The 25518-nt window shown below is 45.0% G+C and carries 22 protein-coding genes and 2 tRNA genes; 22 read left to right on the forward strand and 2 right to left on the reverse strand.

Features of this window, described 5'->3' with window-relative positions; translation table 11 throughout:
- The first annotated feature begins 66 nt into the window (after window positions 1-66).
- The 6 genes from G5A70_RS01225 (at window position 67) to G5A70_RS01250 (ending at window position 7553) form a co-directional block, all read left to right on the forward strand.
- A tRNA-Leu gene (locus G5A70_RS01225) sits at window positions 67-149 on the forward strand.
- A 303-nt stretch (window positions 150-452) separates the two neighbouring features.
- Window positions 453-776 carry a DUF6110 family protein gene (locus G5A70_RS01230; protein WP_173747303.1) on the forward strand — a complete coding sequence of 108 codons (324 nt, stop codon included), beginning with the start codon at window positions 453-455 and terminating at the stop codon, window positions 774-776.
- A complete protein-coding gene (locus G5A70_RS01235) occupies window positions 767-2854 on the forward strand; it encodes a heavy metal translocating P-type ATPase (protein WP_173747304.1) in 2088 nt (695 codons plus the stop codon). The genes G5A70_RS01230 and G5A70_RS01235 overlap by 10 nt, the downstream gene beginning before the upstream one ends.
- Before the next feature lie 121 nt (window positions 2855-2975).
- Window positions 2976-3833, forward strand: coding sequence for a patatin-like phospholipase family protein (locus G5A70_RS01240; protein WP_173747305.1), 858 nt, complete (start codon window positions 2976-2978; stop codon window positions 3831-3833).
- A 22-nt stretch (window positions 3834-3855) separates the two neighbouring features.
- Window positions 3856-5400, forward strand: coding sequence for an HD domain-containing protein (locus G5A70_RS01245; RefSeq protein WP_173747306.1), 1545 nt, complete (start codon window positions 3856-3858; stop codon window positions 5398-5400).
- Between the two features lie 14 nt (window positions 5401-5414).
- Window positions 5415-7553: an RNA degradosome polyphosphate kinase gene (locus G5A70_RS01250; RefSeq protein ID WP_173747307.1), complete on the forward strand. Its 2139-nt coding sequence runs from the start codon at window positions 5415-5417 to the stop codon at window positions 7551-7553.
- 84 nt (window positions 7554-7637) lie between these two features.
- Here the strand turns inward: G5A70_RS01250 and G5A70_RS01255 are convergent, their stop codons facing one another.
- Entirely contained in the window at window positions 7638-8474 is an 837-nt protein-coding gene (locus tag G5A70_RS01255; protein ID WP_173747308.1) for a PHP domain-containing protein, read from the reverse strand.
- A 76-nt stretch (window positions 8475-8550) separates the two neighbouring features.
- Window positions 8551-8622 (reverse strand) — tRNA-Glu (locus G5A70_RS01260).
- Window positions 8623-8867: 245 nt separating this feature from the next.
- Here G5A70_RS01260 and G5A70_RS01265 point away from each other — a divergent pair.
- The 16 genes from G5A70_RS01265 to rpsO all read left to right on the forward strand — a co-directional run bounded on the left by G5A70_RS01265 (window position 8868) and on the right by rpsO (window position 25372).
- Window positions 8868-9386, forward strand: coding sequence for a phosphatase PAP2 family protein (locus G5A70_RS01265; RefSeq protein ID WP_173747309.1), 519 nt, complete (start codon window positions 8868-8870; stop codon window positions 9384-9386).
- A 5-nt stretch (window positions 9387-9391) separates the two neighbouring features.
- On the forward strand, window positions 9392-11314 hold the full coding sequence (locus tag G5A70_RS01270; protein WP_173747310.1) for a DNA gyrase/topoisomerase IV subunit B: 1923 nt from the start codon (window positions 9392-9394) through the stop codon (window positions 11312-11314).
- Between the two features lie 10 nt (window positions 11315-11324).
- Window positions 11325-13571 (forward strand): DNA gyrase/topoisomerase IV subunit A, encoded by a 2247-nt coding sequence (locus G5A70_RS01275; RefSeq protein WP_173747311.1) that lies wholly within the window; start codon window positions 11325-11327, stop codon window positions 13569-13571.
- 30 nt (window positions 13572-13601) lie between these two features.
- Window positions 13602-14843, forward strand: coding sequence for a transglutaminase domain-containing protein (locus tag G5A70_RS01280; RefSeq protein WP_226853430.1), 1242 nt, complete (start codon window positions 13602-13604; stop codon window positions 14841-14843).
- A gap of 118 nt (window positions 14844-14961) precedes the next feature.
- Window positions 14962-15426, forward strand: coding sequence for a ribosome maturation factor RimP (gene rimP, locus G5A70_RS01285; RefSeq protein WP_173747312.1), 465 nt, complete (start codon window positions 14962-14964; stop codon window positions 15424-15426).
- A 39-nt stretch (window positions 15427-15465) separates the two neighbouring features.
- A complete protein-coding gene (gene nusA / locus G5A70_RS01290; RefSeq protein ID WP_173747313.1) occupies window positions 15466-16653 on the forward strand; it encodes a transcription termination factor NusA in 1188 nt (395 codons plus the stop codon).
- 9 nt (window positions 16654-16662) lie between these two features.
- Entirely contained in the window at window positions 16663-16941 is a 279-nt protein-coding gene (gene rnpM, locus G5A70_RS01295) for an RNase P modulator RnpM (RefSeq protein WP_173747314.1), read from the forward strand.
- Window positions 16928-17242, forward strand: a complete 315-nt coding sequence (locus G5A70_RS01300) for a L7Ae/L30e/S12e/Gadd45 family ribosomal protein (RefSeq protein WP_173747315.1) — start codon at window positions 16928-16930, stop codon at window positions 17240-17242. The genes rnpM and G5A70_RS01300 overlap by 14 nt, the downstream gene beginning before the upstream one ends.
- Before the next feature lie 21 nt (window positions 17243-17263).
- Window positions 17264-20062, forward strand: coding sequence for a translation initiation factor IF-2 (gene infB / locus G5A70_RS01305; RefSeq protein ID WP_173747316.1), 2799 nt, complete (start codon window positions 17264-17266; stop codon window positions 20060-20062).
- Window positions 20063-20113: 51 nt separating this feature from the next.
- Window positions 20114-20509, forward strand: coding sequence for a 30S ribosome-binding factor RbfA (gene rbfA, locus G5A70_RS01310; protein ID WP_173747317.1), 396 nt, complete (start codon window positions 20114-20116; stop codon window positions 20507-20509).
- Entirely contained in the window at window positions 20490-21458 is a 969-nt protein-coding gene (locus G5A70_RS01315) for a DHH family phosphoesterase (protein ID WP_173747318.1), read from the forward strand. Before rbfA ends, G5A70_RS01315 begins: the two co-directional genes overlap by 20 nt.
- Window positions 21455-22378 carry a tRNA pseudouridine(55) synthase TruB gene (gene truB / locus G5A70_RS01320; protein WP_173747319.1) on the forward strand — a complete coding sequence of 308 codons (924 nt, stop codon included), beginning with the start codon at window positions 21455-21457 and terminating at the stop codon, window positions 22376-22378. The genes G5A70_RS01315 and truB overlap by 4 nt, the downstream gene beginning before the upstream one ends.
- 10 nt (window positions 22379-22388) lie before the next feature.
- Window positions 22389-23306, forward strand: coding sequence for a bifunctional riboflavin kinase/FAD synthetase (locus G5A70_RS01325; protein WP_173747320.1), 918 nt, complete (start codon window positions 22389-22391; stop codon window positions 23304-23306).
- 200 nt (window positions 23307-23506) lie between these two features.
- A complete protein-coding gene (locus G5A70_RS01330; RefSeq protein WP_173747321.1) occupies window positions 23507-24346 on the forward strand; it encodes a C40 family peptidase in 840 nt (279 codons plus the stop codon).
- 201 nt (window positions 24347-24547) lie between these two features.
- A complete protein-coding gene (locus tag G5A70_RS01335) occupies window positions 24548-24964 on the forward strand; it encodes a hypothetical protein (RefSeq protein WP_173747322.1) in 417 nt (138 codons plus the stop codon).
- A 141-nt stretch (window positions 24965-25105) separates the two neighbouring features.
- Window positions 25106-25372, forward strand: a complete 267-nt coding sequence (gene rpsO, locus G5A70_RS01340; protein ID WP_111920841.1) for a 30S ribosomal protein S15 — start codon at window positions 25106-25108, stop codon at window positions 25370-25372.
- The last annotated feature ends 146 nt before the right edge of the window (window positions 25373-25518 follow it).

A 25518-nucleotide genomic window follows, 5' to 3' on the forward strand; every position in this document is an offset into this window, starting at 1 on the left:
AATTCAAAAAAATGCTTGCAATTTGGAAAGAGTTATGCTAAGATATCTATTGTTCCGTTAGGAAATGCCGGCGTGTCGGAATGGCAGACGAGGCAGACTCAAAATCTGTTGTGGGCAACCACGTATGGGTTCAAGTCCCATTGCCGGCAGTTTTATGAATGAAGGAAAATAGAAAGAGGCTGAAATCCGCTAAAATCAAGGGGTTCAGTCTCTTTCTGTTTTCTGCTATTTTTTCTGACAGATATTGACAAAAAAAACAGTGGGTGGTAGTATTTTGAAATCAAAGGTTGGCTTATGCAACTATCAAAGACCCTTGATTAGAAAATATGTAAAATGGAAAAGGAGTGGAAAAAATGAAGAAGCACAGGTTTTGGGCATGGGCGATGCTTTTCTGCCTTGGAATGACATTTTACACAGGTTACAAGCACAAATAAATACAGGAGGATTTGAAGATGATAAGTACAGAATTAATGAAGAAAGCGGCACTTTTTGCAGGCGGAGTTTTATTTGGAACAGCAGGAGTTAAGATTCTGGGAAGTAAGGACGCGAAAAAAGCTTATGTGCAGGCTACTGCAGCCGTATTAAGAGCAAAAGACTGTGTTATGGATGCGGTGACAACGGTACAGGAAAACGCAGAAGATGTTCTGGCGGAAGCAAATGAAATCAATGCACAGCGCTATGCAGAAGAAGCATGCGCCCAGGAAGACGGTGCGGAAGAAGCTGAAGAAGTAAAAGAAGAGGCTGAAAAAGAACAGGAAGATGCCAAATGCGAATAAAGATTCAGCATGAAATCAGAGGTCGTATTCGTTTTGCCACGCCGAAGAAGAGTCTGACCGTGGAAGAAGCGGATATGCTGCAGTACTATTTGGGCACACTTGAAAATGTGGTTTCTGCAAAGGTGTATGAAAGAACCGGCCATGCAGTGGTTTGCTACAGCGGCAGCAGGAAGGAAGTTATCAAAGGTCTGACAGCGTTTTCTTTTGAGAACCGGGAGCTTCAGGAACTGGTTCCGGAGAACACGGGACGGGAATTGATGAATGTTTATAAGGAAAAGCTTATTGCAAAGCTTGCCGTGCACTATCTCTGCAAGCTGTTTCTTCCGGCACCGCTGGCTGCTGCAAAGGCAGCGGTGCAGTCTCTGCATTTTATGAAAGAAGGCCTTCAATGTCTGAAACGGAGAAAGCTGGAAGTGCCGGTACTGGATGCCGCAGCCATCGGAGTTTCTCTGCTCAGAGGAGATATCAGTACAGCAGGTTCTGTTATGCTGCTTTTGAGTGTAGGAGAAATTCTGGAAGAGTGGACGCATAAAAAATCTGTGGCAGACCTTGCCAGAAGTATGTCTCTGCAGGTTGAAAAAGTATGGGTAAAACAGGGAGAGGCAGAAATCCTTATGGACGCAGGTGAGGTAAAAGAGCATGACGTTATCTGTGTGCATATGGGGAATATGATTCCGCTGGACGGAATTGTAGTAGGCGGAGAGGCTATGGTGAATCAGGCGTCCCTTACAGGAGAAGGTATTCCAGTGAAAAAGGAAGAAGGCGCTTATGTTTATGCCGGAACCGCAGTGGAAGAAGGTGAACTGCTGATTCAGGTGAAAGCGTCTGCCGGCAGTACCCGGTATGAAAAGATTGTTTCCATGATTGAAGAATCAGAAAAACTGAAATCTTCCTTGGAGGGAAAAGCAGCTCATGTGGCAGACAGACTGGTGCCGCTGAGTTTTCTGGGAACGATGGCAACTTATGCCCTTACCCGGAATGTAACCAAGGCTCTGTCTATTCTGATGGTGGATTTTTCCTGTGCATTAAAGCTCTCTATGCCTATTGCAGTTCTGTCTGCCATGAGAGAATGTCAGGATTACCAGATTACTGTGAAGGGAGGAAAATTCCTGGAGGCGGTAGCGGAAGCGGAAACAGTAGTTTTCGATAAAACAGGAACTTTTACCAAGGCAGAACCTACGGTTGCAGAGGTGATTCCTTTCGGAGGAAGAAGCCGGGATGAAATGCTTCGTCTGGCAGCCTGCCTGGAAGAACATTTCCCTCATTCCATTGCCAATGCAGTAGTAGCTCAGGCCCAGAAGGAGGGCCTTGCTCATGAAGAAATGCACACAAAGGTGGACTATGTAGTGGCCCACGGCATTTCCTCGAAGGTGAACGAGCAGCAGGTTTTAATCGGAAGCCATCATTTTATCTTTGAAGATGAAAAATGCAGAATCCCCGAAGGGGAAGAGGAAAATTTCCGGAACCTTCCTATAGGATATTCTCTTTTGTATCTGGCAATTTCCGGTGAACTGGCGGCAGTGCTGTGCATTGAAGATCCGTTAAGGGAAGAGGCCAGAGAGATTGTAGCAGCTTTAAAGGAAACGGGAATCCGAAAAGTCGTAATGATGACCGGAGACAGCGCGGGCACGGCTGCGGCCATTGCCAAAAAGACAGGTGTGGATGCCTTCTATGCAGAGGTTCTGCCGGAAGATAAGGCTTCTTTTGTAGAGCAGGAAAAAGCAGAGGGACGCAAGGTGATTATGGTAGGAGACGGTATCAACGATTCTCCGGCCCTGTCGGCAGCCAACGCAGGGATTGCCGTCAGCGGAGGCGCACAGCTTGCCAGAGAAATTGCAGATATTACAATTTCAGGAGAAGATTTGTACCAGCTGGTAACGCTGAAAAGAATCAGCAACGGTCTGATGAAACGGATTCATAGAAATTACCGTTTTGTTATCGGATTTAATATGGGGCTGATTGCCCTGGGACTTGGCGGAGTTCTTGCACCAGGGACTTCTGCGCTTTTGCACAATCTTTCTACCTTGGGGATTTCTCTGGAAAGTATGACAAATACGTTAGATAAGAAAAGAGAATAGTTTTTATAGACAAAGCGGCGCCAGATATGAGGTCTGGTGTCGTTTTGTTAAATTTATTTAACTTTTGTAATGCCCGGATTCGTGATAAAATAGAAATATGTGAACAGAAAGAAGGGAAAATATGACAGCAAAGTGTAAGGTTGGACTGGTTTTAGAAGGCGGCGGTATGCGAGGCGCATTTACAGCTGGAGTTTTGGATTATTTTCTGGATAAAAACCTGTCTTTTCATACTTGTATCGGGGTGTCTGCAGGAGCCTGCCACGCCTGCAGCTTCCTGTCAAAGCAGAGGCGGCGGGGATTTGAAACCAATACGGATTATTTGGAGGATGAGACTTACTGCAGTTTCAAAAATCTTATGAAAACAGGAGATTTGTTTGGTGTGGATATGTGTTACCGGAAAATTCCGGAAGAATTGAATCCCTATGATTATCAGGCATTTTCCGAAAATCCTACAGAATTTTACGTCGTAGTAACCAACTGCAAAACAGGAGAAGCAGAGTATAAGAAAATTACGGATATGCACAGAGGAATTCATTATGTGCGGGCTTCCAGCTCCCTGCCCCTGCTTTCACGGACGGTCTGGATTAAAAATACGCCGTATCTGGACGGGGGAATTGCAGATTCTATTCCTGTAAAACAATCAGAGAAGCTGGGAAACCATAAGCAGGTAGTGGTGCTGACCCGACAGAGAGGATACCGTAAAGAACCCAATAAAGCCATGCCCGCAGCCTATCTGCGGTATCAAAGAGAGTTTCCCAAGCTGGTGGCGCGTATGAAAAACAGGCATCTGGACTACAATGCAGCCCTTGATTATCTGTATGAGGAAGAAAAGAAGGGAAATGTTTTCCTTATTTGTCCGGAAAAACCTGTGGAAATCGGCAGAATTGAAAAAAATCGGGAAAAATTGGAGCGTCTGTACGAAGAAGGCTACATTGCAGCAGAAAAAATGGGCAGCGCATTGCTTGACTTTATGAAATAACGGCAGAGGAAAGGAGAAATTTATGGGAGTGACAACATTTGCAGCAATAGATGTAGGTTCCTACAATGTCTGTATGGATATTTACGAAATATCCCCAAGAAACGGAATACGGTGTATTAATGAAGTGAGAAGCCGCCTGGAAATCGGCCGGGAAACTTATGGGGAAGGAAAAATCACCTTTGCAACAGCGAAAGAACTGTGCCGCATTCTGAAAGATTTTACAGAAATTATGAAGGAATATCAGGCAGAGGCGTACCGGGCCTGTGCTACCAGCACGCTCCAGGAAGCGAAAAATGTCTGGATTGTGATGGAGCAGGTATATCAGAAAACGGGTATACGGGTGGAAATACTCAGTAATTCAGAGCAGCGCTTTTACGGCTACAAGTCTGTGGCAGCCAAAGAGGCGTCTTTTGCGAAGATGATTCAGAAAGGAACCGCTGTCATGGAAGTGGGCGGAGGAAATGTACAGATTTCTCTTTTTGACAAAGATATGCTGGTCACCACCCAGAATTTTAAGATGGGAAGTTTAAGAATTAAAGAACTTTTGCTGCCGTTGGAAAAAGAAGCTGCTCATTATGAACGTTTGGTGGAAGAACTGGTACATAACCAGATTCTGGGGTTTAAAAAACTGCATTTAAAGGACCGCAGGGCAGACCATATTATTCTTATGGGCAATACGTTTATGGAACGTCTTTTTGAAAGAAAGACCACCATGACAGAAAGCAGAACCATCAGTTATGAAACTTTTATGGAGGAATATGCATGGGTTATGGCACATTCCGCAGAAGAGGTTTCCGTGAAGCTGGGGGTTTCTCTGGAATATGCAGAGATTATGGTGCCGGCCATGATTATTTACCGCGTATTTATCGAAGAACTGGGTGGACAGACCATGTGGCTGCCGGGAACACATTTGAATGACGGTGTGGCTTATGATTACGCAGAGCGGCATAAGCTGATTAAGAGTAAGCACAATTTTGAAAATGATATTCTGGTGTCTGCCAAAAACATTGCGAAGCGGTATATGAGCGGAAAGAACCACACGCAGGCGGTAGCCAAGAATGCCCTGGCGATTTTCGACAGTATGAAAAAAGTGCACGGTATGGGAGCCAGAGAGCGGCTTTTGCTGCAGATAGCCATTTTACTTCATGACTGCGGCAATTATATCAGTCTGAGCAATGCGTCGGAATGTGCCTATGAAATCATCATGTCCACGGAAATTATCGGATTGTCCCACAGGGAACGGGAAATGATTGCCAATGTGGTGAAATTTATTAAAAAGCCGTTTCAGTATTATGGAAGCGCAGATTCTAAGTCGGAAATTGACCGGAGGAGCTATATGACAGCCGCAAAACTGACCGCGATTATCCGGGTGGCTAATGTGCTGGACAGAAGTCACAGGCAGAAAATTGAGGAAATTAAGGCAGCGGTAAAAGACCAGGAGCTGCTGCTTACGGTGACGGCCAGAGAAGACCTTGCTCTGGAGAAAGGGCTTTTGCCGGAACAGGCGGACTTTTTTGAAGAGATTTTCAGTATCCGTCCTGTGCTGAAAGTCAGAAAACGGAAATAAGGAGGAGTAAGAGTATGGATTTTAAGGCATATACAAAACCGGAATATTACCGCAACAGAGAACTGAGTTGGCTGGGCTTTAATGAGAGAGTACTTTCAGAAGCAAGAGATAAGAGCCTGCCTTTATTTGAGCGCCTGAAATTTTTGAGCATTACAGCTTCTAATCTGGATGAATTTTTTATGATTCGCGTGGCTTCCTTAAAAGACATGGTTCATGCAAAATATACAAAGCCGGATATTGCAGGGCTGTCTCCAAAGGAGCAGTTGGCAGAGCTGGCGCCTGTGCTTCGGGAGTTTATCCAAATGCAGTACAGCACCTACAACCGCTCTCTGTTGCCGGGACTGAAAAAAGCAGGGCTTGTAGTGGTGGAAAAACACGAAAGTTTAAATAAAGAGCAGAAGGAATTTGTGGATAGATATTTTGACGAAACCATTTATCCGGTGCTTACGCCTATGGCTATGGACAGCGCCAGACCCTTCCCTCTTATCCGCAATAAAACCTTAAATATCGGCGCTTTGATTGCAAAGAAAAATAAAAAGAACAAAGAAGAGTTGGAATTTGCCACGGTGCAGGTTCCCTCTGTGCTGCCGAGAATTGTGGAAATTCCCTGTGAGAAAGAAGGAAAAAAAGCGGTGGTCCTTCTGGAGGAGGTCATTGAGAGGAACATCGGCAAGTTGTTTTTAAGCAATCAGGTGGTATGTGCCTGCCCGTACCGGATTATCCGGAATGCAGATTTGACCATAGATGAAGATGAGGCGGCAGACCTTTTGAATGAAATTCAGAAACAGCTGAAAAAGAGACAGTGGGGCGAGGTTATCCGTCTTGATGTCAATGAAAAAATGGATGCCCGTCTGCTCAACATCCTGAAAACGGAATTTAAGATGAAAGAGGAAGATGTATTTGCAGTCAATGGGCCTCTGGATTTGACTTTTCTTATGAAAATGTATGGTCTGGAGGGGTTTGAGGATTTGAAAATCACCCAGCATGTACCGGCTCCGGTTCCTCAGATGATGACAGAGGAGGATATTTTTACGCAGATAAGGAGACAGGATATTCTTTTGCATCATCCGTTTATGACCTTTGCCCCTGTAGTGGATTTTGTGCGTCAGGCTTCTAAAGACCCTCAGGTGCTTGCCATTAAGCAGACGCTGTATCGTGTCAGCGGCAATTCACCGATTATTGCAGCCCTGGCCCAGGCGGCGGAAAACGGCAAACAGGTGACTGTATTGGTAGAATTAAAAGCCCGGTTTGATGAGGAAAACAACATTGTGTGGGCAAAGAAACTGGAAAAGGCGGGATGCCATGTTATCTATGGGCTTCTGGGGTTGAAAACCCACAGTAAAATTACCCTGGTGGTGCGAAAGGAAGAAGAGGGAATCCGCAGATACGTTCATCTGGGTACGGGAAATTACAACGATTCCACGGCAAAGCTGTATACAGACTGCGGTCTTCTTACCTGCTCAGAAAAAATCGGTGAAGACGCTACGGCTGTCTTTAATATGCTTTCCGGTTATTCAGAGCCGAAAAGCTGGAATAAACTGGTAGTAGCACCTATCTGGATGCGGGACCGTTTCCTGCATCTCATTGAGATGGAACAAAAAGAAGCGCTGAAAGGACGGGAAGCCAGGATTGTGGCTAAGATGAATTCTCTTTGCGACAGAGATATTATTGCAGCTCTGTATGCTGCCAGCGCGGCAGGTGTGAAGATTGACTTGATTGTCCGTGGAATCTGCTGTTTGAAGACCGGAATTCCGGGTATCAGTGAAAACATTACTGTGCGCTCCATTGTGGGAAATTATCTGGAGCACAGCCGGATTTTCTATTTCTGCAGTGGAGGCAAGGAACAAATTTTTATGGGAAGTGCGGACTGGATGCCAAGAAATCTGGATAAGAGAGTGGAAATTGTGTTCCCGGTGGAAGATAAGGATATTAAAGAAGAGGTTAAGCACATCCTCCATATGCAGCTGACGGATAACGTAAAGGCTCATGTACTGCAGCCGGACGGAAGTTATGAAAAGATTGACAAAAGAGGAAAACAACTGGTGAATTCTCAGGAATATTTCTGCCAGGAGGCGGACGAGAGGGCCAGAATTCCGAGGCAGGCAGGAGATGAGCGGGTATTTATACCGGCAGAGGCTCCGGAAGAGGAGTAAGAGAAAAGGTATGGGCATGAAAACTTTCTGGAGTTTTTTCATGCCCATACCTTTTGGTGAAAATCAGGAAGAACGTTTTGGTCTTTAAGAACGCAGTTCCTCCAGTACAGAGTAGGGGATTTGCAGATTTCCCTGTCCGCAGCCTAGGTCAATGTGAGGTTTGTTGGCACCGTGAAAATCACTGCCCCCGGAACATTTGAGTCCATAGCGTTTGGCAAGTTTTGTCATACGTATCTGGTCAGCGGGGGTGTAGGTGGAATATACGGTTTCCATGCCGTCCAGTCCTGCTTTTTTCAGTATGTCCAGAAAGCTTTCCAGACGTTCTTTGGAAAGGCGGCACAAAAGCGGATGGGCGAAAATAGCTTTTCCTCCGCCCTGGTGAATCAGTTCAATGGCCTGAGCGGGAGTGACTTTCTCTCTGGGAACGTAGCATCTGGCATGGTCGCCCAGATAACGGTCAAAGGCTTCTTTTATGGAGCCCACATAGTGATGTTCCAGCAGAAATCTGGCAAAATGGGCTCTTGTCCAGACGCTGTCCGGAAAACTTTTTTCCATTTCCTTTCGGGTAATGTCTATGTTTTCTTTTTGCAGAAGGGCCAGGACTTTGTCGTTTCGCAGTTCTCTGGAAGCTTTGAATTCCCGGAGGGTTTTCTGGAACGCCTCCTTGCTCCAGTCAATGTCCAGTCCTACAATGTGTACGTCCCGGTTTTGCCAGGTGGTAGACAGTTCAATGCCCGGCACTACTTCAAGTCCGGTGTTTTGGGCTGCCTTTTGTGCTGCCGAAATACCGTCTGTGGTGTCGTGGTCCGTAAGCGCAAAAGCTGACAGTCCTTTTTGCAGAGCATAAGAAACCAGTTCTTCGGGGGTAAAGGTGCCGTCAGAAATTGTGGAATGTACATGCAAATCAACGAATTTTTCCATAAGAACCTCCTGTGTACCGGGAATATTTTTGATAATAACAAAAATGGGAAATACTCAGCTGAGTATTTCCCAAAAGCAGTTCGTACGGGAATCGAACCCGTGTTTCCGCCGTGAGAGGGCGGCGTCTTAACCGCTTGACCAACGAACCGTACTTGCACATAATACAGGATAATAAGAAGAATGTCAAGGGGTTTTTTGAAAAAAATAGAAAAATGTAAAAATGAGTAAAAAAGCATCTTGACAGACAGAACAAATGTTCGCTATAATGAGAGAACAAAGAAAAAAGATTTGAAAATATGGGTGAAATGAGATATGATACAGAAGTCTTTACAGATATTTACAGATTTCAGGCAGGGGTTCTTTGTCTGAAAATCAAGGAAAGGTGACAACAATATGGAATGGGAGTTTGCGATTCTGGATATGCTGCAAGAGATGCATCATCCGGTACTTACGAAAATTATGGCATTTGTTACCATGCTGGGAGAGGCAGGATGGTTCTGGATATTGCTGGGGGTGATACTGCTGTGCACCAAAAGATTCCGCAAGTGCGGGGTGGCGGTTCTTCTGGCCCTGGTGCTGGATTTTCTTCTGGCAAATGTAATTTTAAAACCACTGGTGGCCCGTCCCCGTCCCTGCTGGATAAATGATACAGTAGAACTTCTGGTGCGGGTTCCGAAGGATTATTCCTTCCCCTCCGGACATACCATGGCTTCTTTTGCGGCGGCAGGGGCTTTGCTTCTCACAGAGAAAAAATTGGGAATTTGTAGTCTGGTACTGGCTTTCCTTATGGGAATTTCCAGATTGTATTTTTACGTACATTTTCCCACAGATGTTTTGGCCGGTATGGTACTTGGCCTGCTCTGCGGATTTGCAGGGGTATTTTTGATGAAAAAGCTGATGAAGAAAGGTTAATGAAAATGGCAAAAAAGAATACTTATGATGCCAGCAGTATTACGGTGCTGGAAGGACTGGAAGCAGTGCGGAAGCGTCCGGGAATGTATATCGGAAGCGTTTCCCGCAAAGGTCTGAATCATTTGATTTATGAAATTGTAGATAATGCAGTGGACGAACACCTGGCAGGTTTTTGTAAGAATATCCGGGTGACTTTGGAGGCAGACGGCTCTGCTACCGTAGAGGATGACGGAAGGGGAATTCCCGTGGGGATGCACGAAAAGGGAATGTCTGCGGAGCGTCTGGTTTTCACTACCCTGCATGCAGGAGGAAAGTTCGATGATTCTGTATACAAGACAAGCGGCGGACTGCATGGTGTGGGTTCGTCTGTTGTCAATGCCCTGTCTGCTTATCTGGATATTAAAATCAGTACAGGAGGGTATGTGCACCACGACCACTATGAGAGAGGTGTGCCTACCATAGAGCTGGAGGACGGGCTGCTTCCTAAGCTGGGGCGGACAAAAGCCACAGGAACTCTGGTGAATTTTCTGCCGGACGCAGAGATTTTTGAGAAAACCAGATTTTCTTCTACGGAAGTGAAAAGCAGGTTACATGAGACCGCATATTTGAATCCGGAGCTGACAATTGTATTTGAGGATAAAAGGGCAGAAAATCCGGAAAGGATTGTGTATCATGAGCCGGACGGCATTGTAGGCTTTATCAAAGATATGAATAAGAAGAGCGAAGTGGTGCACGAACCTGTTTATTTTAAAGGGGAATGTGACGGAATCACCGTGGAAGCGGCTTTTCAGTATGTCAACGAGTTTCGGGAAAATGTCCTGGGATTTTGCAATAATATTTATAACTCAGAGGGCGGCACGCATCTGACCGGATTTAAGACTACGTTTACTTCTGTGATGAACACATATGCCAGAGAACTGGGGATTTTGAAGGAAAAGGATGCCAATTTTACCGGGGCAGATGTGCGAAACGGGATGACAGCTGTGGTTTCTATTAAACATCCGGCGCCTCGTTTTGAAGGACAGACCAAGACAAAGCTGGACAACCAGGATGCATCTAAGGCTGCGGGCAAGGTAACGGGGGAAGAGATTGTCCTGTATTTTGACCGGAATCTGGATGTGCTGAAAAGCGTGCTGGCCTGTGCGGAAAAATCTGCAAAAATCAGAAAAACAGAAGAAAAAGCAAAGACGAATCTTCTGACAAAGCAGAAATATTCCTTTGATTCCAATGGAAAACTGTCTAACTGTGAAAAGAGAGACCCTTCGCTTTGCGAAATCTTTATTGTGGAGGGAGATTCTGCTGGGGGCAGCGCTAAGACGGCAAGAGACAGAAGCTTTCAGGCGATTCTGCCTATCAGGGGAAAGATTTTGAATGTAGAAAAGGCAACTATTGATAAAGTGCTTGCCAACGCGGAAATTAAGACTATGATAAATGCCTTTGGCTGCGGTTTTTCGGAAGGATACGGAAATGATTTCGATATTACGAAGCTGCGTTACAATAAGATTATTATTATGGCCGATGCCGATGTGGACGGAGCCCATATTTCCACCTTGCTGCTTACGCTGTTTTACCGCTTTATGCCGGAACTAATTTACGAGGGACATGTATATATTGCTATGCCGCCTCTGTATAAAGCCATGCCGTCTAAGGGAAAAGAAGAATACCTCTATGACGACAAAGCGCTGGAACATTACAGAAAGAGGCATAAAGGGCCGTTTACTCTCCAGAGATACAAAGGTCTGGGAGAAATGGACGCCCAGCAGCTCTGGGAAACTACGTTAAACCCGGAGACCCGTATGCTGCGTCTGGTGGAAATCGAAGACGCGAGAATGGCCTCTGAGGTGACGGAAGTGCTGATGGGAACCGAAGTGCCTCCCAGAAAGGCGTTTATTTATGAACATGCCCGTGACGCGGAATTAGATATATAGGAGAAGCAGTATGGCTGAAAATCAGGATAATATTATCAGAACCGAGTATTCGGAAATCATGCAGAAGTCGTATATTGACTATGCTATGAGTGTTATCATCGCCCGTGCCCTGCCGGATGTACGGGACGGGTTAAAACCGGTACAGAGAAGGACTCTGTACGATATGTATGAACTGGGAATCCGTTATGACCGGCCTTACCGGAAGTGTGCCCGTATTGTAGGAGACACTATGGGTAAATATCACCCCCATGGGGACAGTTCTATTTATGAAGCCCTGGTGGTTATGGCTCAGGATTTTAAAAAAGGACAGCCTCTGGTGGATGGACATGGAAATTTTGGGTCTATTGAAGGGGATGGTGCGGCGGCCATGCGATATACGGAAGCAAGGCTGCAGAAAATTACCCAGGAAGTCTATCTGGGGGATTTGGATAAAAATGTAGTAGATTTTGTGTCTAACTTTGACGAGACAGAGAAAGAGCCGGAGGTACTTCCGGTGCGTGTGCCAAACCTTCTGGTAAACGGTGCGGACGGCATTGCGGTAGGTATGGCAACCAGTATTCCGCCTCACAATCTGGGAGAGGTACTGGACGGCGTTATTGCCTATATGAAGAACAATGAGATTACGACCCGGGAACTGATGAATTATGTAAAGGGACCGGATTTTCCCACCGGCGGCATTGTGGTCAATAAGGATGAATTGCTTTCTATTTATGAGAGCGGAACCGGAAAGATAAAAGTCAGAGGAAAGGTGGAAATCGAAAAGGGAAAGAATGGGAAAAACCTGTTGGTGATTACGGAAATTCCCTATCCTATGATAGGCGCCAACATTGGTAAATTTTTAAATGATGTGGCAGCGCTCAGTGAGACAAAGAAGACCACGGATATTGCCGATATTTCCAATCAGTCCTCCAAAGAGGGAATCCGTATTGTGCTGGAATTGAAAAAGGGCGCGGATATTGAAAATCTCACCAATATGCTTTATAAAAAGACCAGGCTGGAAGATACCTTTGGGGTAAATATGCTGGCCGTGGCGCAGGGAAGACCGGAAACACTGGGATTAAAGCAGATTATTGAGCATCATGTGGATTTCCAGTTTGAGGTGACGACCAGAAAATATAACAATCTTCTGAAAAAAGAAAGGGAAAACCAGGAGATTCAGGAAGGACTCATACAGGCCTGCGATGTCATTGATTTGATTATTGAAATTTTAAGAGGCAGCAAGAGCAGAGAGCAGGTAAAAAACTGCCTTATCAGCGGCATTACGGAAGGTATTCGCTTTAAGACAAAGACCAGTGAGCGCCAGGCGAAAAAACTGCGCTTTACGGAACGCCAGGCAGGGGCGATTCTGGATATGCGCCTTTATAAACTCATTGGACTGGAAATGGAGACTCTGGTGGCAGAACATGCAGAAACCCTGAAAAAAATTGCCCGGTACGAAGATATTTTAAACCACTATGATTCCATGGCAGAAGTGATTATAAAAGAACTGCAGCAGATAAAAAAGGAATACGGCAGGCCCAGAAGAACATCTGTGGAAAATGCAGCAGAAGCTGTTTATGAAGAGAAGAAAATCGAAGAGATGGAAGTTGTGTTCCTTATGGACCGTTTTGGTTATGTGCGTACTATGGACAAGGGGATTTATGAGCGCAATAAGGAAACAGCAGACAGTGAGCATAAATATGTATTTTCCTGTATGAATACAGACAAGATTTGTCTCTTTACGGACTCCGGGCGTATGCATTTGGTAAAGGTGCTGGATTTGCCCTATGGAAAGCTGCGGGATAAGGGGACTCCGGTAGATAATGTGAGCAATTATGACAGCAGTACGGAGCAGATTGTATTTGTAGGAGCCCAGTCAGCGCTAAAAGAGGCAAAGATTTGTTTTATGACAGCGCAGGGGATGATAAAACTGGTAGACGGAACTGAGTTTGATGTAACCAAGAGAACCATTGCCGCTACGAAGCTGGGGGAAGGGGATAAAGTAATTCTGGTGCAGAATGCCGGACCTATGGAGTATGTGGTACTGCAGACAAAGAATGGATATTTCCTGAAATTTTTAAAAGAGGAAATTCCGGAGAAAAAGAGAAATGCTCTGGGGGTCAGAGCCATCCGTATGGATGAGAAAGATGAAGTGGAACATGCCTATATGCTGGAAAGCAGAACAGACTATGAGGTTGTGTACAAAGAAAAAACCATGGTACTGAACAAATTGAAGCTGGCAAAAAGAGACACAAAGGGAACCAAGGTGCGTGTCTGATTCTGCATCCGGGAAAAGAAGAGGTGCGATTTGAAAAGAAAAGGGAACAGATGGGGAATACTGTTTGCGGCGGTTCTGCTGGCACAAAGCATGGCAGGCTGCAGTGCCGGAGCGTGGAAGGAAGCTTTTTCAAAGGAAAAGGAAACAGAGATTACCATAGGACAGCTTTTGAATGAAGACCTTCCGGAAAAGGAACTGGAGGAGTCCCAGACTGCCTTATACTATGGATATCAGTCGCTGCTGGAGGAAGAGCAGAAGATTTACCGTCAGTTTATCAAAGGGCTGGAGGAATTTCAGGAGGAAATTTCCCTGTCGCCGGTTTCTGAGGAACGGCTGTCTGTGATTGTTAATATGGCGATGATTGACCACCCGGAATATTTCTGGACAGACGGAGCTTTTCAGTACTGGGAAGAAGAATGGAGCGACGGTTCTTCCGCGGGCATGAAAATTGCGCCCACTTATCTGGTAAGTAAAAAAGAAGCCCAGGATTTGAAGCGGCAGATAGAGGAAAAGGCGGAAGAATGGCTGGAAACCATTCCCCGGGAAACAGATACTTACGGGAAAATCAAGGCGGTCTATGAGCTTTTGATTCGAAATGTCAGTTATGATGAAAACAGTCCGGACAATCAGAATATCCGCAGTGTGTTTCTGGGCGGAAAAACAGTCTGTATGGGTTATTCCAAAGCGACGCAGTATCTCCTGAATAAAATGGGCATTTTCTGCACGCTGGTTGTGGGAGAGATAGCCGATGAAGAAAATTCCAGTCATGCATGGAATCTGGTGAAAATAGGAGAAAAGTATTACTATGTGGATACGACCTGGGGAAATCCTAACTATGAGGATGAAAGCCAGGCAGAAGTGGAGATTTATTACAGCTATCTGTGCTGCACAGGGGAATTTCTGGGAGAAACTCATATTCCTAACGATGATATTCCGCTTCCTGTATGCGAGGATGACAGCTATAATTATTACAAAAATGCGGGCTGCTGGTATGACAGCTATGATTACAACCAGATTTATAATGTCCTGTTAAGGGATATGAATGCAGGAGCCCGGAAGACGGAGCTGTATTTCGGCAGTCAGGAAGCCTATGACCAGGCAGCGGAAGCTCTGGTAAATGGAAGTCTGGTTCAGGATGCGGCACAGAATGCCTCTGTACTCCGGCCGGGAGAGGGAATTTCCTGGGACATCTATTCCGGGGGCTCGGACAGGCTGTTGGTACTGGTCTGGAGTATGCCTGCCAAAAAAGAACTTGCAAGTTCCGGTAAATAGTGTTATCCTATTAGAGAACTAGATAATAACGATAGCATAAGAGTGGGCCAAAGGGTCCACTCTTATCATTTGTGCAAAGGATGTAAGTGTGAATGACAAGCCGAAGGAAGGTGAAAACGTGAGTAAGAAAGAAATATATGAACAGAAAGCAGAAGCGCTCATTGAGCCCATTGTGGCTGCTCATGGTTTTGAACTGGTAGACGTGGAATATGTAAAGGAAGGCAGCAGCTTTTATCTGCGGGCATACATTGATAAACCCCAGGGAATTACAGTGGAAGACTGTGAGGTGGTCAGCCGGGCCTTTTCCGAGAAACTGGATGAAGAAGACTTTATTGAGGATACTTATATTATGGAAGTCAGTTCTCCGGGGCTTGGAAGACCTTTGAAAAAAGAGAAGGATTACAAACGAAGCATGGGAAAGGAACTGGAAATCAGAACCTACCGCGCAGTGAACAGGGAAAAGGAATTTTATGGAATCTTGACGGCATATGATGAAAACAGTGTAACCATTGATTGTGAGGGAGAAGAAAAAACCTTCCAGAAATCAGACATTGCACTGATACGTCTTGCTTTTGATTTTTAAAACCATAGAACCATAGAGAGTTTAGGAGGAAATAAAAAAATGAACACAGAGTTATTAGAAGCGCTGAATATTCTGGAAAAAGAAAAATCCATCAGCAAAGACACATTATTGGAGGCGATTGAGCAGTCTTTGCTTCAGGCGTGCAAAAATCATTTTGGAAAGGCAGACAACATCAAGGTCAATATTAACCATGAGACCTGTGATTTCAGTGTGTTTGCTGAAAAAACCGTAGTAGAAGAAGTTATGGACCCTGTGACAGAAATCAGTCTGGCAGATGCAAAGATGATGAATTCCCAGTATGCTCTGGGAGATGTGGTGAATGTGGAAGTAAAATCAAAGGAATTCGGACGTATTGCCACACAGAATGCCAAGAACGTGATTCTGCAGAAAATCCGCGAAGAAGAAAGAAAAGTAATCTTTAACCAGTATTACGGAAAAGAACGTGATATTGTCACTGGTATTGTACAGAGAAGCATGGGAAGAAACTACAGCATTAATCTTGGCAAGGCCGATGCGGTTCTGACAGAAAACGAGCAGGTGAAGACAGAAGTATTCCAGCCTACAGAGAGAATCAAACTGTATATTCTGGAAGTCAAGGACACACCAAAGGGACCGAAGATTCTGGTTTCCAGAACCCATCCGGAACTGGTAAAACGTCTCTTTGAAGCAGAGGTTACGGAAGTGAAGGACGGAACGGTTGAAATTAAGAGCATTGCCAGAGAAGCCGGTTCCCGTACCAAAATCGCCGTATGGAGCAATGACCCGGATGTAGACCCGGTTGGTGCATGCGTTGGTATGAACGGCGCCAGAGTCAATTCTATTGTAGAGGAATTAAGAGGCGAAAAAATTGATATTATCAACTGGAGTGACAACCCCGCTCTGTTGATTGAAAATGCGTTGAGCCCGGCAAAGGTTATCTCTGTTATGGCAGACCCGGAAGAGAAAACAGCTATGGTTATCGTACCGGATTTTCAGCTATCCCTGGCTATTGGCAAAGAAGGACAGAATGCCAGACTGGCAGCCAGACTGACAGGCTTCAAGATTGATATTAAGAGTGAAACACAGGCCAGAGAAGCCGGCGACTTCCAGTATTACGAAAACGGGGAAGAATCTCAGGAGTATGCAGAGGAAGAACCGGCACAGAATTATACAGAAGAGGACTATGCAGAGGAGTCAGAGGACGCTGCAGAAGCATACGCAGATCTGGAAGAAGAAATGGAAGAGTAAGGTGGCGCTATGAGTACAGTACGGAAAATTCCTATGCGCAAATGCGTGGGCTGTGGGGAAATGAAGAGTAAAAAAGAAATGCTCCGTGTTTTAAAGACAACGGAGGATGAAATTATTCTGGACGCTACAGGACGTAAAAACGGAAGAGGAGCGTATTTGTGTTTTGACAAAGGATGTCTGGAGAAAGCCATAAAAAATAAAGGGCTGGAGCGGTCTTTAAAAACAGCCATACCAAAAGAAGTGTATGAAAGCCTGACAAAGGAGTTTGAAAAGCTTGAACAGTTATAGAGAGCTGTCCCTTCTGGGACTTGCGGCAAAGGCCGGAAAGATTGTCAGCGGAGAGTTTGCCACAGAAAATGCAGTAAAGTCAGGAAAGGCTTTTCTGGTGCTTGTGGCAGAGGACGCATCGGACAACACAAGAAAAAAATTCAAAGATATGTGTACGTATTACGAAGTACCTTTTTATAGGATTGGAACAAAGGAGGAGTTGGGAAGCGCCATAGGAAAAGAATATCGGGCGTCATTAGCGCTGACAGATGAAAATTTTGCTGTGGCAATGGTGAAAAAGCTGGAAAAAACAGGACATTAACACGTAGAAGGAGGGCAATATATGTCAAGGGTTTACGAACTCGCAAAAGAGTTAAACAAAAGCAATAAGGAGATTTTAGATTTTCTGAAATCCAAAAATATAGAGTTAAAAAGCCATATGAGCAATGTGGATGAATCACAGGCCGATATGGTAAGAGCAAATTACAGAAAGGGAAATGTCTCTTCTGCAGGTGGAAATGCTGCTAAGCAGGAAGACGGTGAAAAACCAAAGAAAAAAATCATTCAGGTGTTCCGCCCTCAGAATGCCAGTCATATGCCAGAGCACAGACAGAAACCCCAGCGTCAGGCAAATGACAGTCAGGAACAGAAAAACAATGAAAAACGTCAGAATAACCGGCAGGGAGAAAACAGAGGTACACAGGAATCCATGAGACAGGAGAACAGAAACAACCGTCCAAATAATAATCGCTATAATAATAACAACGGAAACGGAGAAGGCCGTCCGAATAATAACCGTTATAACAGCAATAATAATGGAGAGAATCGTTCCAACAACCGGAATAACGGGGATAACCGCTCCAACAACCGCTACAATGGAAACAACAACGGAGAACGTTCCAACAACCGTTACAATGGAAATAACAATGGAGAGCGTTCTAATGGCCGCTATAACGGAAACAACAACGGAGAGCGTTCCAATGGCCGTTATAACGGAAATAACAACGGAGAGCGCTCCAATGGCCGCTATAACGGAAACAACAACGGAGAACGTTCCAATGGCCGTTATAACGGAAACAACAATGGAGAGCGTTCCAATGGCCGTTTTGGCGGAAATAACAATGGAGAGCGTTCCAACAATCGTTTCGGAGGAAGAAACGAAGGCAGAAGAGAGCAGGGCAGCAAGTTTGATGCACCGAAGCTGGAGTTTGTAGAAAAAGACAGCCGCAAGGCCAACAGAGAAAATAAGAAAAAAGACAATAAGAGGGATGATTACCAGAATCAGAGCAAGCGCCCGAATCAGGGAGGCCGCCGTCAGACCCAGAGAATTCCAAAGGCTATGCAGCTGCAGAAACCGGTAACCCATCCGAAGGAAGAAAAGAGAGAGGAAGTAAAGGAAATCACACTTCCAGAAAAAATGACCATTCGTGAACTGGCTGAAAAGATGAAAATGCAGCCGTCTGTCATTGTGAAAAAACTGTTCCTGGAAGGCGTTATGGTTACCGTAAACCATGAAATCGACTTTGAAAAAGCACAGGAAATTGCACTGGATTATGACATTATTGCAGAGCAGGAAGAAAAGGTGGACGTTATCGAAGAACTTCTGAAAGAAGACGAAGAAGACGAAAGCACACTGGTTTCCAGACCGCCTGTTGTCTGTGTTATGGGTCACGTTGACCACGGGAAAACTTCTCTTCTTGACTGTATCCGAAAGACACATGTGACAGACCGGGAAGCCGGAGGTATTACCCAGCACATTGGCGCGTACATGGTAAATGTAGATGGGCAGAAGATTACCTTCCTGGATACACCGGGACATGAGGCGTTTACAGCGATGCGTATGCGCGGCGCCAATGCCACAGACATTGCCATTTTAGTAGTTGCTGCAGACGACGGTGTTATGCCGCAGACGGTAGAAGCTATCAACCATGCAAAAGCAGCAGGAGTAGAAATCATTGTTGCCATCAACAAGATTGATAAACCAAGCGCAAATATTGAAAGAGTAAAACAGGAATTATCCGAATACGAACTGATTCCGGAGGATTGGGGCGGAAGCACCATTTTTGCACCGGTATCCGCACACACAGGAGAAGGCATTGACAATCTTCTGGAAATGATTCTTCTGACTGCAGAGGTTGGGGAATTAAAGGCAAATCCAAACAGAAGAGCCAGAGGTCTGGTTATTGAAGCAGAGCTGGATAAAGGAAAAGGCCCTGTGGCAACCATTCTGGTACAGAAAGGTACCCTTCGTGTGGGAGACTTTATTGCAGCAGGCGCAAGTTCAGGTAAAGTCCGTGCCATGATTGACGATAAGGGAAGAAAGGTAAAAGAAGCAGGTCCTTCCACTCCAGTGGAAATTCTGGGACTCAGCGATGTGCCAAATGCAGGAGAAATCCTGGTGGTGACAGAAAACGACAAGGAAGCCAAAAACTTTGCGGCAACCTTTGTTTCTGAAAATAAAAACCGTCTGCTGGAAGAAACCAAGGCAAAAATGTCTCTGGACGATCTGTTCAGCCAGATTCAGGCAGGCAATTTAAAAGAACTGCCGATTATTGTAAAAGCAGACGTACAGGGTTCTGTAGAAGCCGTAAAACAGAGTCTGGTAAAACTTTCCAACGAAGAGGTTGTGGTAAAAGTTATCCACGGCGGTGTTGGTTCCATTACCGAATCCGACGTAACCCTGGCCAGCGCATCCAATGCCATTATCATTGGTTTTAACGTGCGTCCGGACGCTACGGCCAAATCTGTGGCAGAGCAGGAAGGTGTGGATTTGCGTCTGTACCGCGTTATCTACCAGGCTATTGAGGATGTAGAGGCAGCTATGAAGGGTATGTTAGACCCTGTATTTGAAGAAAAAGTCATCGGACACGCAGAAGTGCGTCAGATATTCAAGGCTTCCGGTGTGGGCAACATCGCAGGTTCTTATGTGCTGGACGGTATTTTCCAGAGAAACTGCAAGGTTCGTATCACCAGAGAGGGCGAGCAGATTTTTGAAGGTGCGCTGGCGTCTCTGAAGCGTTTTAAAGATGATGTGAAGGAAGTCAAAGCAGGCTATGAATGTGGTCTGGTATTTGAAGATTTCAACGATATTAAAGAAGAAGACAAAGTAGAAGCATATATTATGGTGGAAGTTCCGAGATAGGCTGCCAGACAGCAAAGGGCTGGAAACTTTCGCCGGAACAGGAAGTAGAATATGAGAAAAAACAGTATTAAAAATACCCGGGTAAATGCAGAAGTACAGCATGAGCTGGCGAATTTAATCCGGGAAGGAATCAAAGACCCGCGCATCCACCCCATGACCTCTGTGACAGCGGTAGAGGTGGCGCCGGATTTAAAAACCTGCAGAGCCTATATCAGTGTTCTGGGAGACGGAGAAGCGAAGAAAAATACCATTGCAGGCTTAAAGAGCGCAGAAGGTTATATCCGCAGACAGCTTGCAAAACGTATTAATCTTAGAAATACTCCGGAAATCCGTTTTATTCTGGACGAATCCATTGAATATGGAGTTACCATGTCGAAACTCATTGATGAGGTGACCGGACATGCGGGTGAACAGGAGGTTTTGGAAGATGGAGAAGATAACCAGTGAATTAACGGGAATCCGCACAGCAGCCATTGCCGGACATGTACGTCCGGATGGTGACTGCGTGGGGGCCTGCATGGGATTGTATTTATATCTGAAAGAGAATTACCCGGAAATCGAAACCGATATTTATCTGGAGTCCCCAAAGGAAAGTCTGCTGTTTCTGCAGGGAACAGAGGAGATCAAGACTGCTTATACAGAAGAAAAAATCTATGATGTGTTTTTCGTGCTGGATACCAGTGTGAAAAATCGTATGGGCGTGGCTCTGGAGGCATTTGAGGCAGCCAAAAAAACCATTTGCATTGACCATCATATCAGTAATAAAGGGTTTGCAGAAATCAATGTGATTCAGCCGGAGGCCAGTTCTGCTTCTGAGGTTTTGTATACACTTCTGGAAAAGGAAAAAGTGACAAAGCCAGTGGCAGAAGCCCTGTATACAGGCATTGCCAATGACACAGGGGTTTTTCAGTATTCCTGTACTTCGCCTCAAACGATGCGGATTGCCGCGGAATTAATGGAAAAGGGAATTGATTTTTCTAAAATCGTAGATAAATCTTTTTATGAAAAAACTTATATACAGAATCAGATTCTGGGAAGATGCCTGATGGAAAGCCTTCTGGTTTTAGATGGACAGTGTATCATTGGCGTTGTTCGCAGAAAGGATATGGATTTTTATCATGTAGAGCCAAAGGATTTGGACGGCATTGTACAGCAGCTTCGTGTAACCGCAGGTGTTGAAGTGGCCGTGTTCCTGTATGAACAGAAGGTACAGGAATTTAAAGTCAGCCTTCGTTCAAACGGAAAGGTGGACGTCAATGAAGTGGCTTCTTATTTTGGCGGAGGCGGTCATGTTATGGCAGCAGGCTGTACGCTTCAGGGGTCTGCTTATGATGTTATCAATAATCTGCTGCGCTGCATAGAAAAGCGGCTGCCGGAAAGATGTGAGAGCAAATGATAAACGGAATTATCAACGTGTATAAGGAAAAGGGATATACTTCCCATGATGTGGTTGCCAGACTTCGTGGAATTCTGCACCAGAAAAAAATCGGACATACAGGAACACTGGACCCAGACGCAGAGGGAGTGCTTCCCGTTTGTCTGGGAAAAGGAACTAAGCTGTGCGGGCTGCTGACGGATAAGCGTAAAACATATGAAGCGGTTCTGCATTTGGGTCTGGATACCGATACACAGGATATTTCGGGCGTTGTAAAGCGGGAGTGCGAGGTGCGTGTTTCGCAGGAGGAAGTACGGGCTTGCATGGAAAGCTTTGTGGGAGAACAGATGCAGATTCCTCCCATGTATTCCGCGCTGAAGGTCAAGGGAAAGAAGCTGTATGAACTGGCAAGAGAAGGCATTGAAGTGGAACGGCAGCCACGACCCGTCACTTTTTATGAAATTCGTATTCTGTCTATGGAACTGCCTTTTGTCCGATTCTCTGTTACCTGCTCCAAAGGAACTTACATACGGACATTATGTCATGATATAGGGGAAAAACTGGGCTGCATGGGCTGTATGGAAAGTCTGCTGCGTACCAGAGTAGACCGGTTTGACATTCAGGACAGTCTGAAACTGTCTGCGATTGAAGAAAAAAAAATCCAGGGAAAGCTGGAGGAAGCAATTGTTTCAGTGGAAGAAATGTTTGCAGACTATCCTGCTTTTTATGCGGCAGAAACTTTTACAAAAATGCTGAAAAACGGCAATGCCATTCCGGCAGAAAAGCCGGAACATACAGGCAGGGTGCGTATGTATACAGAAACAGGAATCTTTGTGGGACTTTATGAGTGGCAGGAAGTAAAAGGACAGTATAAGCCGGTGACGATTTTTTCTTCCCCTGAAGACTTTCATTCTGCCGGGGCTTTACAGAAAACGACGTGAAGGAGCAGTTATGATTTATACAACAGAAATTCCTCATTTGGAACAGGGAGTACGAAGCGCCGTGACGCTGGGAAAATTTGATGGACTGCACAGAGGGCACCAGAAGCTGATTCACTGCATTAGTGAAAAACGCAGAGAAGACTGCCGGGCTGTGGTCTTTACTTTTGATGTTTCTCCCCGCTCTTATATATTGAAAGTTCCTCCTAAATTTCTGCTTACCTATGAAGAGAGGCGGGAGCTTGCCGAAGAAAGAGGGGTAGATATTCTGGCGGAGTGTCCCTTCACAGAGGAACTGATGCACATGGAGCCGGAACAGTTTGTAAAAGAATATCTGGTAGAGCGGCTGCATGCAGAATATCTGGCTGTAGGTCCGGATTTTCGTTTTGGACACAAGCGGGAGGGAAATCCTCAAATGCTGCAGAAGCTTGGAAAAGAGTACGGATTTACTGTGGAAATTGTGGAAAAGGAAAAAGATGGTTCCAGAGATATCAGCAGTACGTATATCCGGGAAGAACTGGAAAAGGGAAATATGGAAAAAGTCAATGGGCTTTTGGGATATACCTATTTTACCAGAGGCGAGATTGTCCATGGAAGACAGCTTGGAAGAACTATCGGTGTTCCTACCGCCAATCTGATTCCGCCGGAAATCAAGAAGCTTCCACCCAATGGGGTCTATATTACCAAATCTCTGATAAACGGGAAAATTTATGAGGGTATCACCAACGTAGGGTATAAACCTACGGTGCGGGAAAATTTCCTGGGAGTGGAAACCTATCTTTTCTGCTGCAATGAAAATTTGTACGGGCAGGAAGCGGAAGTTCGCTTTTATCAGTATCTGCGCCCGGAAAAGAAATTTGATTCTCTGGAAGATTTGAAAAAGCAGCTCAACCAGGATGTAGAAACAGGTCGAGCGTTTTTTCAAAAATGATATGGACAAGTATGGAAATTTCGCTTATGATAGAAGAAGGATTTTTAAGAAATTTTTTACATAACAGTCCTAAACGAGTGCAGAATGTAGTACAGAGTACAAACCAAAATCATAAAAAGCGTATAATATACAAAAGATAAGCCTGAGGAACGCAAACCTTGGGCTTTTTTCATTTCATAAAAATAAAAAAGGAGTATGTTATGCGGAAAAAGGAAAATAGGGAAAGTATTCAAAAAGGGAAAGACGGTAAAGAAAGCAGAAAAACATATAAAAAAAGTATGCTGGCAGCAGGTTTCCTGGCTGTAGGAATGTTTATGGGAAGTACAGAGGTTTTGGCAATGCCCCAGGAGGGAGAAGAACGGGTGGCATATGCAAAGGTCAATACCTGTCTGAATATCCGTACCGGAGCGGGAACAGAGTATGGAGTGTCTGCACAGCTTCCCAAGGAAGGTTGCTGCAAGGTACTGGAAGATGCGGGAGATTGGTGCCGTATTATATCAGACGGAATTGAAGGATATGTGTTTAAAGACTATCTGATTACGGGAGTTACACAGAAAGAATATCTGGCGCTGACTCAGAAGAAGGAGCCTGTGTATGCATATAGGATTTCACGTCAAGCTACAGACGGTCAGCAGGCAGAGGCTCAGGCAGCAAAAACTTCCGCAGAAATCAGCGGAAAAGGTGAAATGGTTGCTGCATATGCCCTGCAGTTTGTGGGAAATCCCTATGTATGGGGAGGGACAAGTCTTACAAACGGAGCGGACTGTTCCGGGTTTGTCCAGAGCGTATATCAGAATTTTGGGGTTTCTCTTCCCCGAGTGGCGGCGGATCAGGCGCAGGCAGGGACAAAGATTGCGGTAGAGGAGGCCCAGCCGGGAGATTTGATTTTTTATGCAGATGGAGGCAGTATTTATCATGTGGTTTTGTACATTGGAAACGGCCAGGTGGTGCATGCCAGCAGCGCGGCTACGGGAATTAAGGTGTCAAATGTATATTGGGAAAATGCGGTATGGGCGGTAAGGGTACTTTCCGGTTCCTGAAAAAGCAGAAGGAAATATAAAAATGAGTTTGTGCAATATCACTTTTTGCAAACGTAAAATACAGATATATTTTTTGTCGAATTGTGAATGCTTGCGGATGGATTTTTTCAGAACTCCATGGTAGTATGATATACAGAAATATTTTACAAAAGAGAAATCCTTGCATAGGACGACAAGAAAAAATACAAGGAGGCTCTTATTATGACAGATAGTCAGAAATTGGATTTGCTCTTAGAGCAGATGAGTGAATTCAGAAAAGAAATGGGGGGACTGAGGGAAGACGTCAGCGAATTGAAGACAGATGTGGCACAGCTTAAAACAGACGTGGCGCAGTTGAAGGAGGATGTCAGCGAATTGAAAGAGAGGGTATCCTCTCTGGAAGGCAGAATGAGCGTCGTAGAAGCAACTTTGAAGGAAACGAGAGTAGAACTGGAAAATTTTACGAACAGAGCCATTTCCATTCTGGCAGAAAATCACCTGTCTTTAATGGAAAAACTGAATCATTCTATAAAAGCGGCAGATACGAACAGCGTTTACGAAGTAAAGGTGGAATATCTTACCGAGAGGGTGAATAAACTGGAACGGGCTTTTGTGCAGGCCGGCTATAAGATTGCATAGAAAAAGCGAAAGTTTTGTCTTTACATTCCTCTGGGTATATGCTATACTCAAAACGTTGAAGACAGCCGTGGTTCAGAAGCAGGAATCTCCAACCGCTCCTTAATCACAGGCGATAAATGAAAAATATGGAGGACAACAAACATGATTTCTAAAGAAAAGAAACAGGCTATTATGGCAGAATACGCAAGAACACCAGGCGATACAGGTTCACCGGAAGTACAGGTAGCTGTACTGACAGCAAGAATTCAGGAACTTACAGAGCACCTGAAAGTGAACCATAAAGACCATCATTCCAGAAGAGGTCTTCTGAAAATGGTAGGTCAGAGACGTGGATTACTTGCATATCTGAAGAAAACTGATATTGAAAGATACCGTGCTTTAATCGAGCGTTTGGGTCTTAGAAAATAATCAGAACCAGAAGACGGGGCGGGAGGATTCCCGCCCTGTTTTTACCGTAAGAAGCGAAATGAAACAGCACAAGAAATTTTGATGCCGAGACCACTGAAAAGTGCATTTACAGACCGGGAAATGTGTTTTTTAGTTGTTTCGGACAG

The organism is Blautia hansenii (assembly GCF_013304445.1).
In the GTDB taxonomy this organism is placed as follows: domain Bacteria; phylum Bacillota; class Clostridia; order Lachnospirales; family Lachnospiraceae; genus Blautia.

Coding starts and splice junctions, on each gene's coding strand:
- G5A70_RS01330 (WP_173747321.1), top strand. CDS start 23,507: ATGCGGAAAAAGGAAAATAGGGAAAGTATTCAAAAAGGGAAAGACGGT.
- G5A70_RS01250 (WP_173747307.1), top strand. CDS start 5,415: ATGGATTTTAAGGCATATACAAAACCGGAATATTACCGCAACAGAGAA.
- rpsO (WP_111920841.1), top strand. CDS start 25,106: ATGATTTCTAAAGAAAAGAAACAGGCTATTATGGCAGAATACGCAAGA.
- G5A70_RS01240 (WP_173747305.1), top strand. CDS start 2,976: ATGACAGCAAAGTGTAAGGTTGGACTGGTTTTAGAAGGCGGCGGTATG.
- G5A70_RS01235 (WP_173747304.1), top strand. CDS start 767: ATGCGAATAAAGATTCAGCATGAAATCAGAGGTCGTATTCGTTTTGCC.
- truB (WP_173747319.1), top strand. CDS start 21,455: ATGATAAACGGAATTATCAACGTGTATAAGGAAAAGGGATATACTTCC.
- G5A70_RS01270 (WP_173747310.1), top strand. CDS start 9,392: ATGGCAAAAAAGAATACTTATGATGCCAGCAGTATTACGGTGCTGGAA.
- G5A70_RS01265 (WP_173747309.1), top strand. CDS start 8,868: ATGGAATGGGAGTTTGCGATTCTGGATATGCTGCAAGAGATGCATCAT.
- G5A70_RS01315 (WP_173747318.1), top strand. CDS start 20,490: ATGGAGAAGATAACCAGTGAATTAACGGGAATCCGCACAGCAGCCATT.
- rbfA (WP_173747317.1), top strand. CDS start 20,114: ATGAGAAAAAACAGTATTAAAAATACCCGGGTAAATGCAGAAGTACAG.
- G5A70_RS01275 (WP_173747311.1), top strand. CDS start 11,325: ATGGCTGAAAATCAGGATAATATTATCAGAACCGAGTATTCGGAAATC.
- G5A70_RS01325 (WP_173747320.1), top strand. CDS start 22,389: ATGATTTATACAACAGAAATTCCTCATTTGGAACAGGGAGTACGAAGC.
- infB (WP_173747316.1), top strand. CDS start 17,264: ATGTCAAGGGTTTACGAACTCGCAAAAGAGTTAAACAAAAGCAATAAG.
- G5A70_RS01245 (WP_173747306.1), top strand. CDS start 3,856: ATGGGAGTGACAACATTTGCAGCAATAGATGTAGGTTCCTACAATGTC.
- nusA (WP_173747313.1), top strand. CDS start 15,466: ATGAACACAGAGTTATTAGAAGCGCTGAATATTCTGGAAAAAGAAAAA.
- G5A70_RS01230 (WP_173747303.1), top strand. CDS start 453: ATGATAAGTACAGAATTAATGAAGAAAGCGGCACTTTTTGCAGGCGGA.
- G5A70_RS01335 (WP_173747322.1), top strand. CDS start 24,548: ATGACAGATAGTCAGAAATTGGATTTGCTCTTAGAGCAGATGAGTGAA.
- G5A70_RS01255 (WP_173747308.1), bottom strand. CDS start 8,474: ATGGAAAAATTCGTTGATTTGCATGTACATTCCACAATTTCTGACGGC.
- rnpM (WP_173747314.1), top strand. CDS start 16,663: ATGAGTACAGTACGGAAAATTCCTATGCGCAAATGCGTGGGCTGTGGG.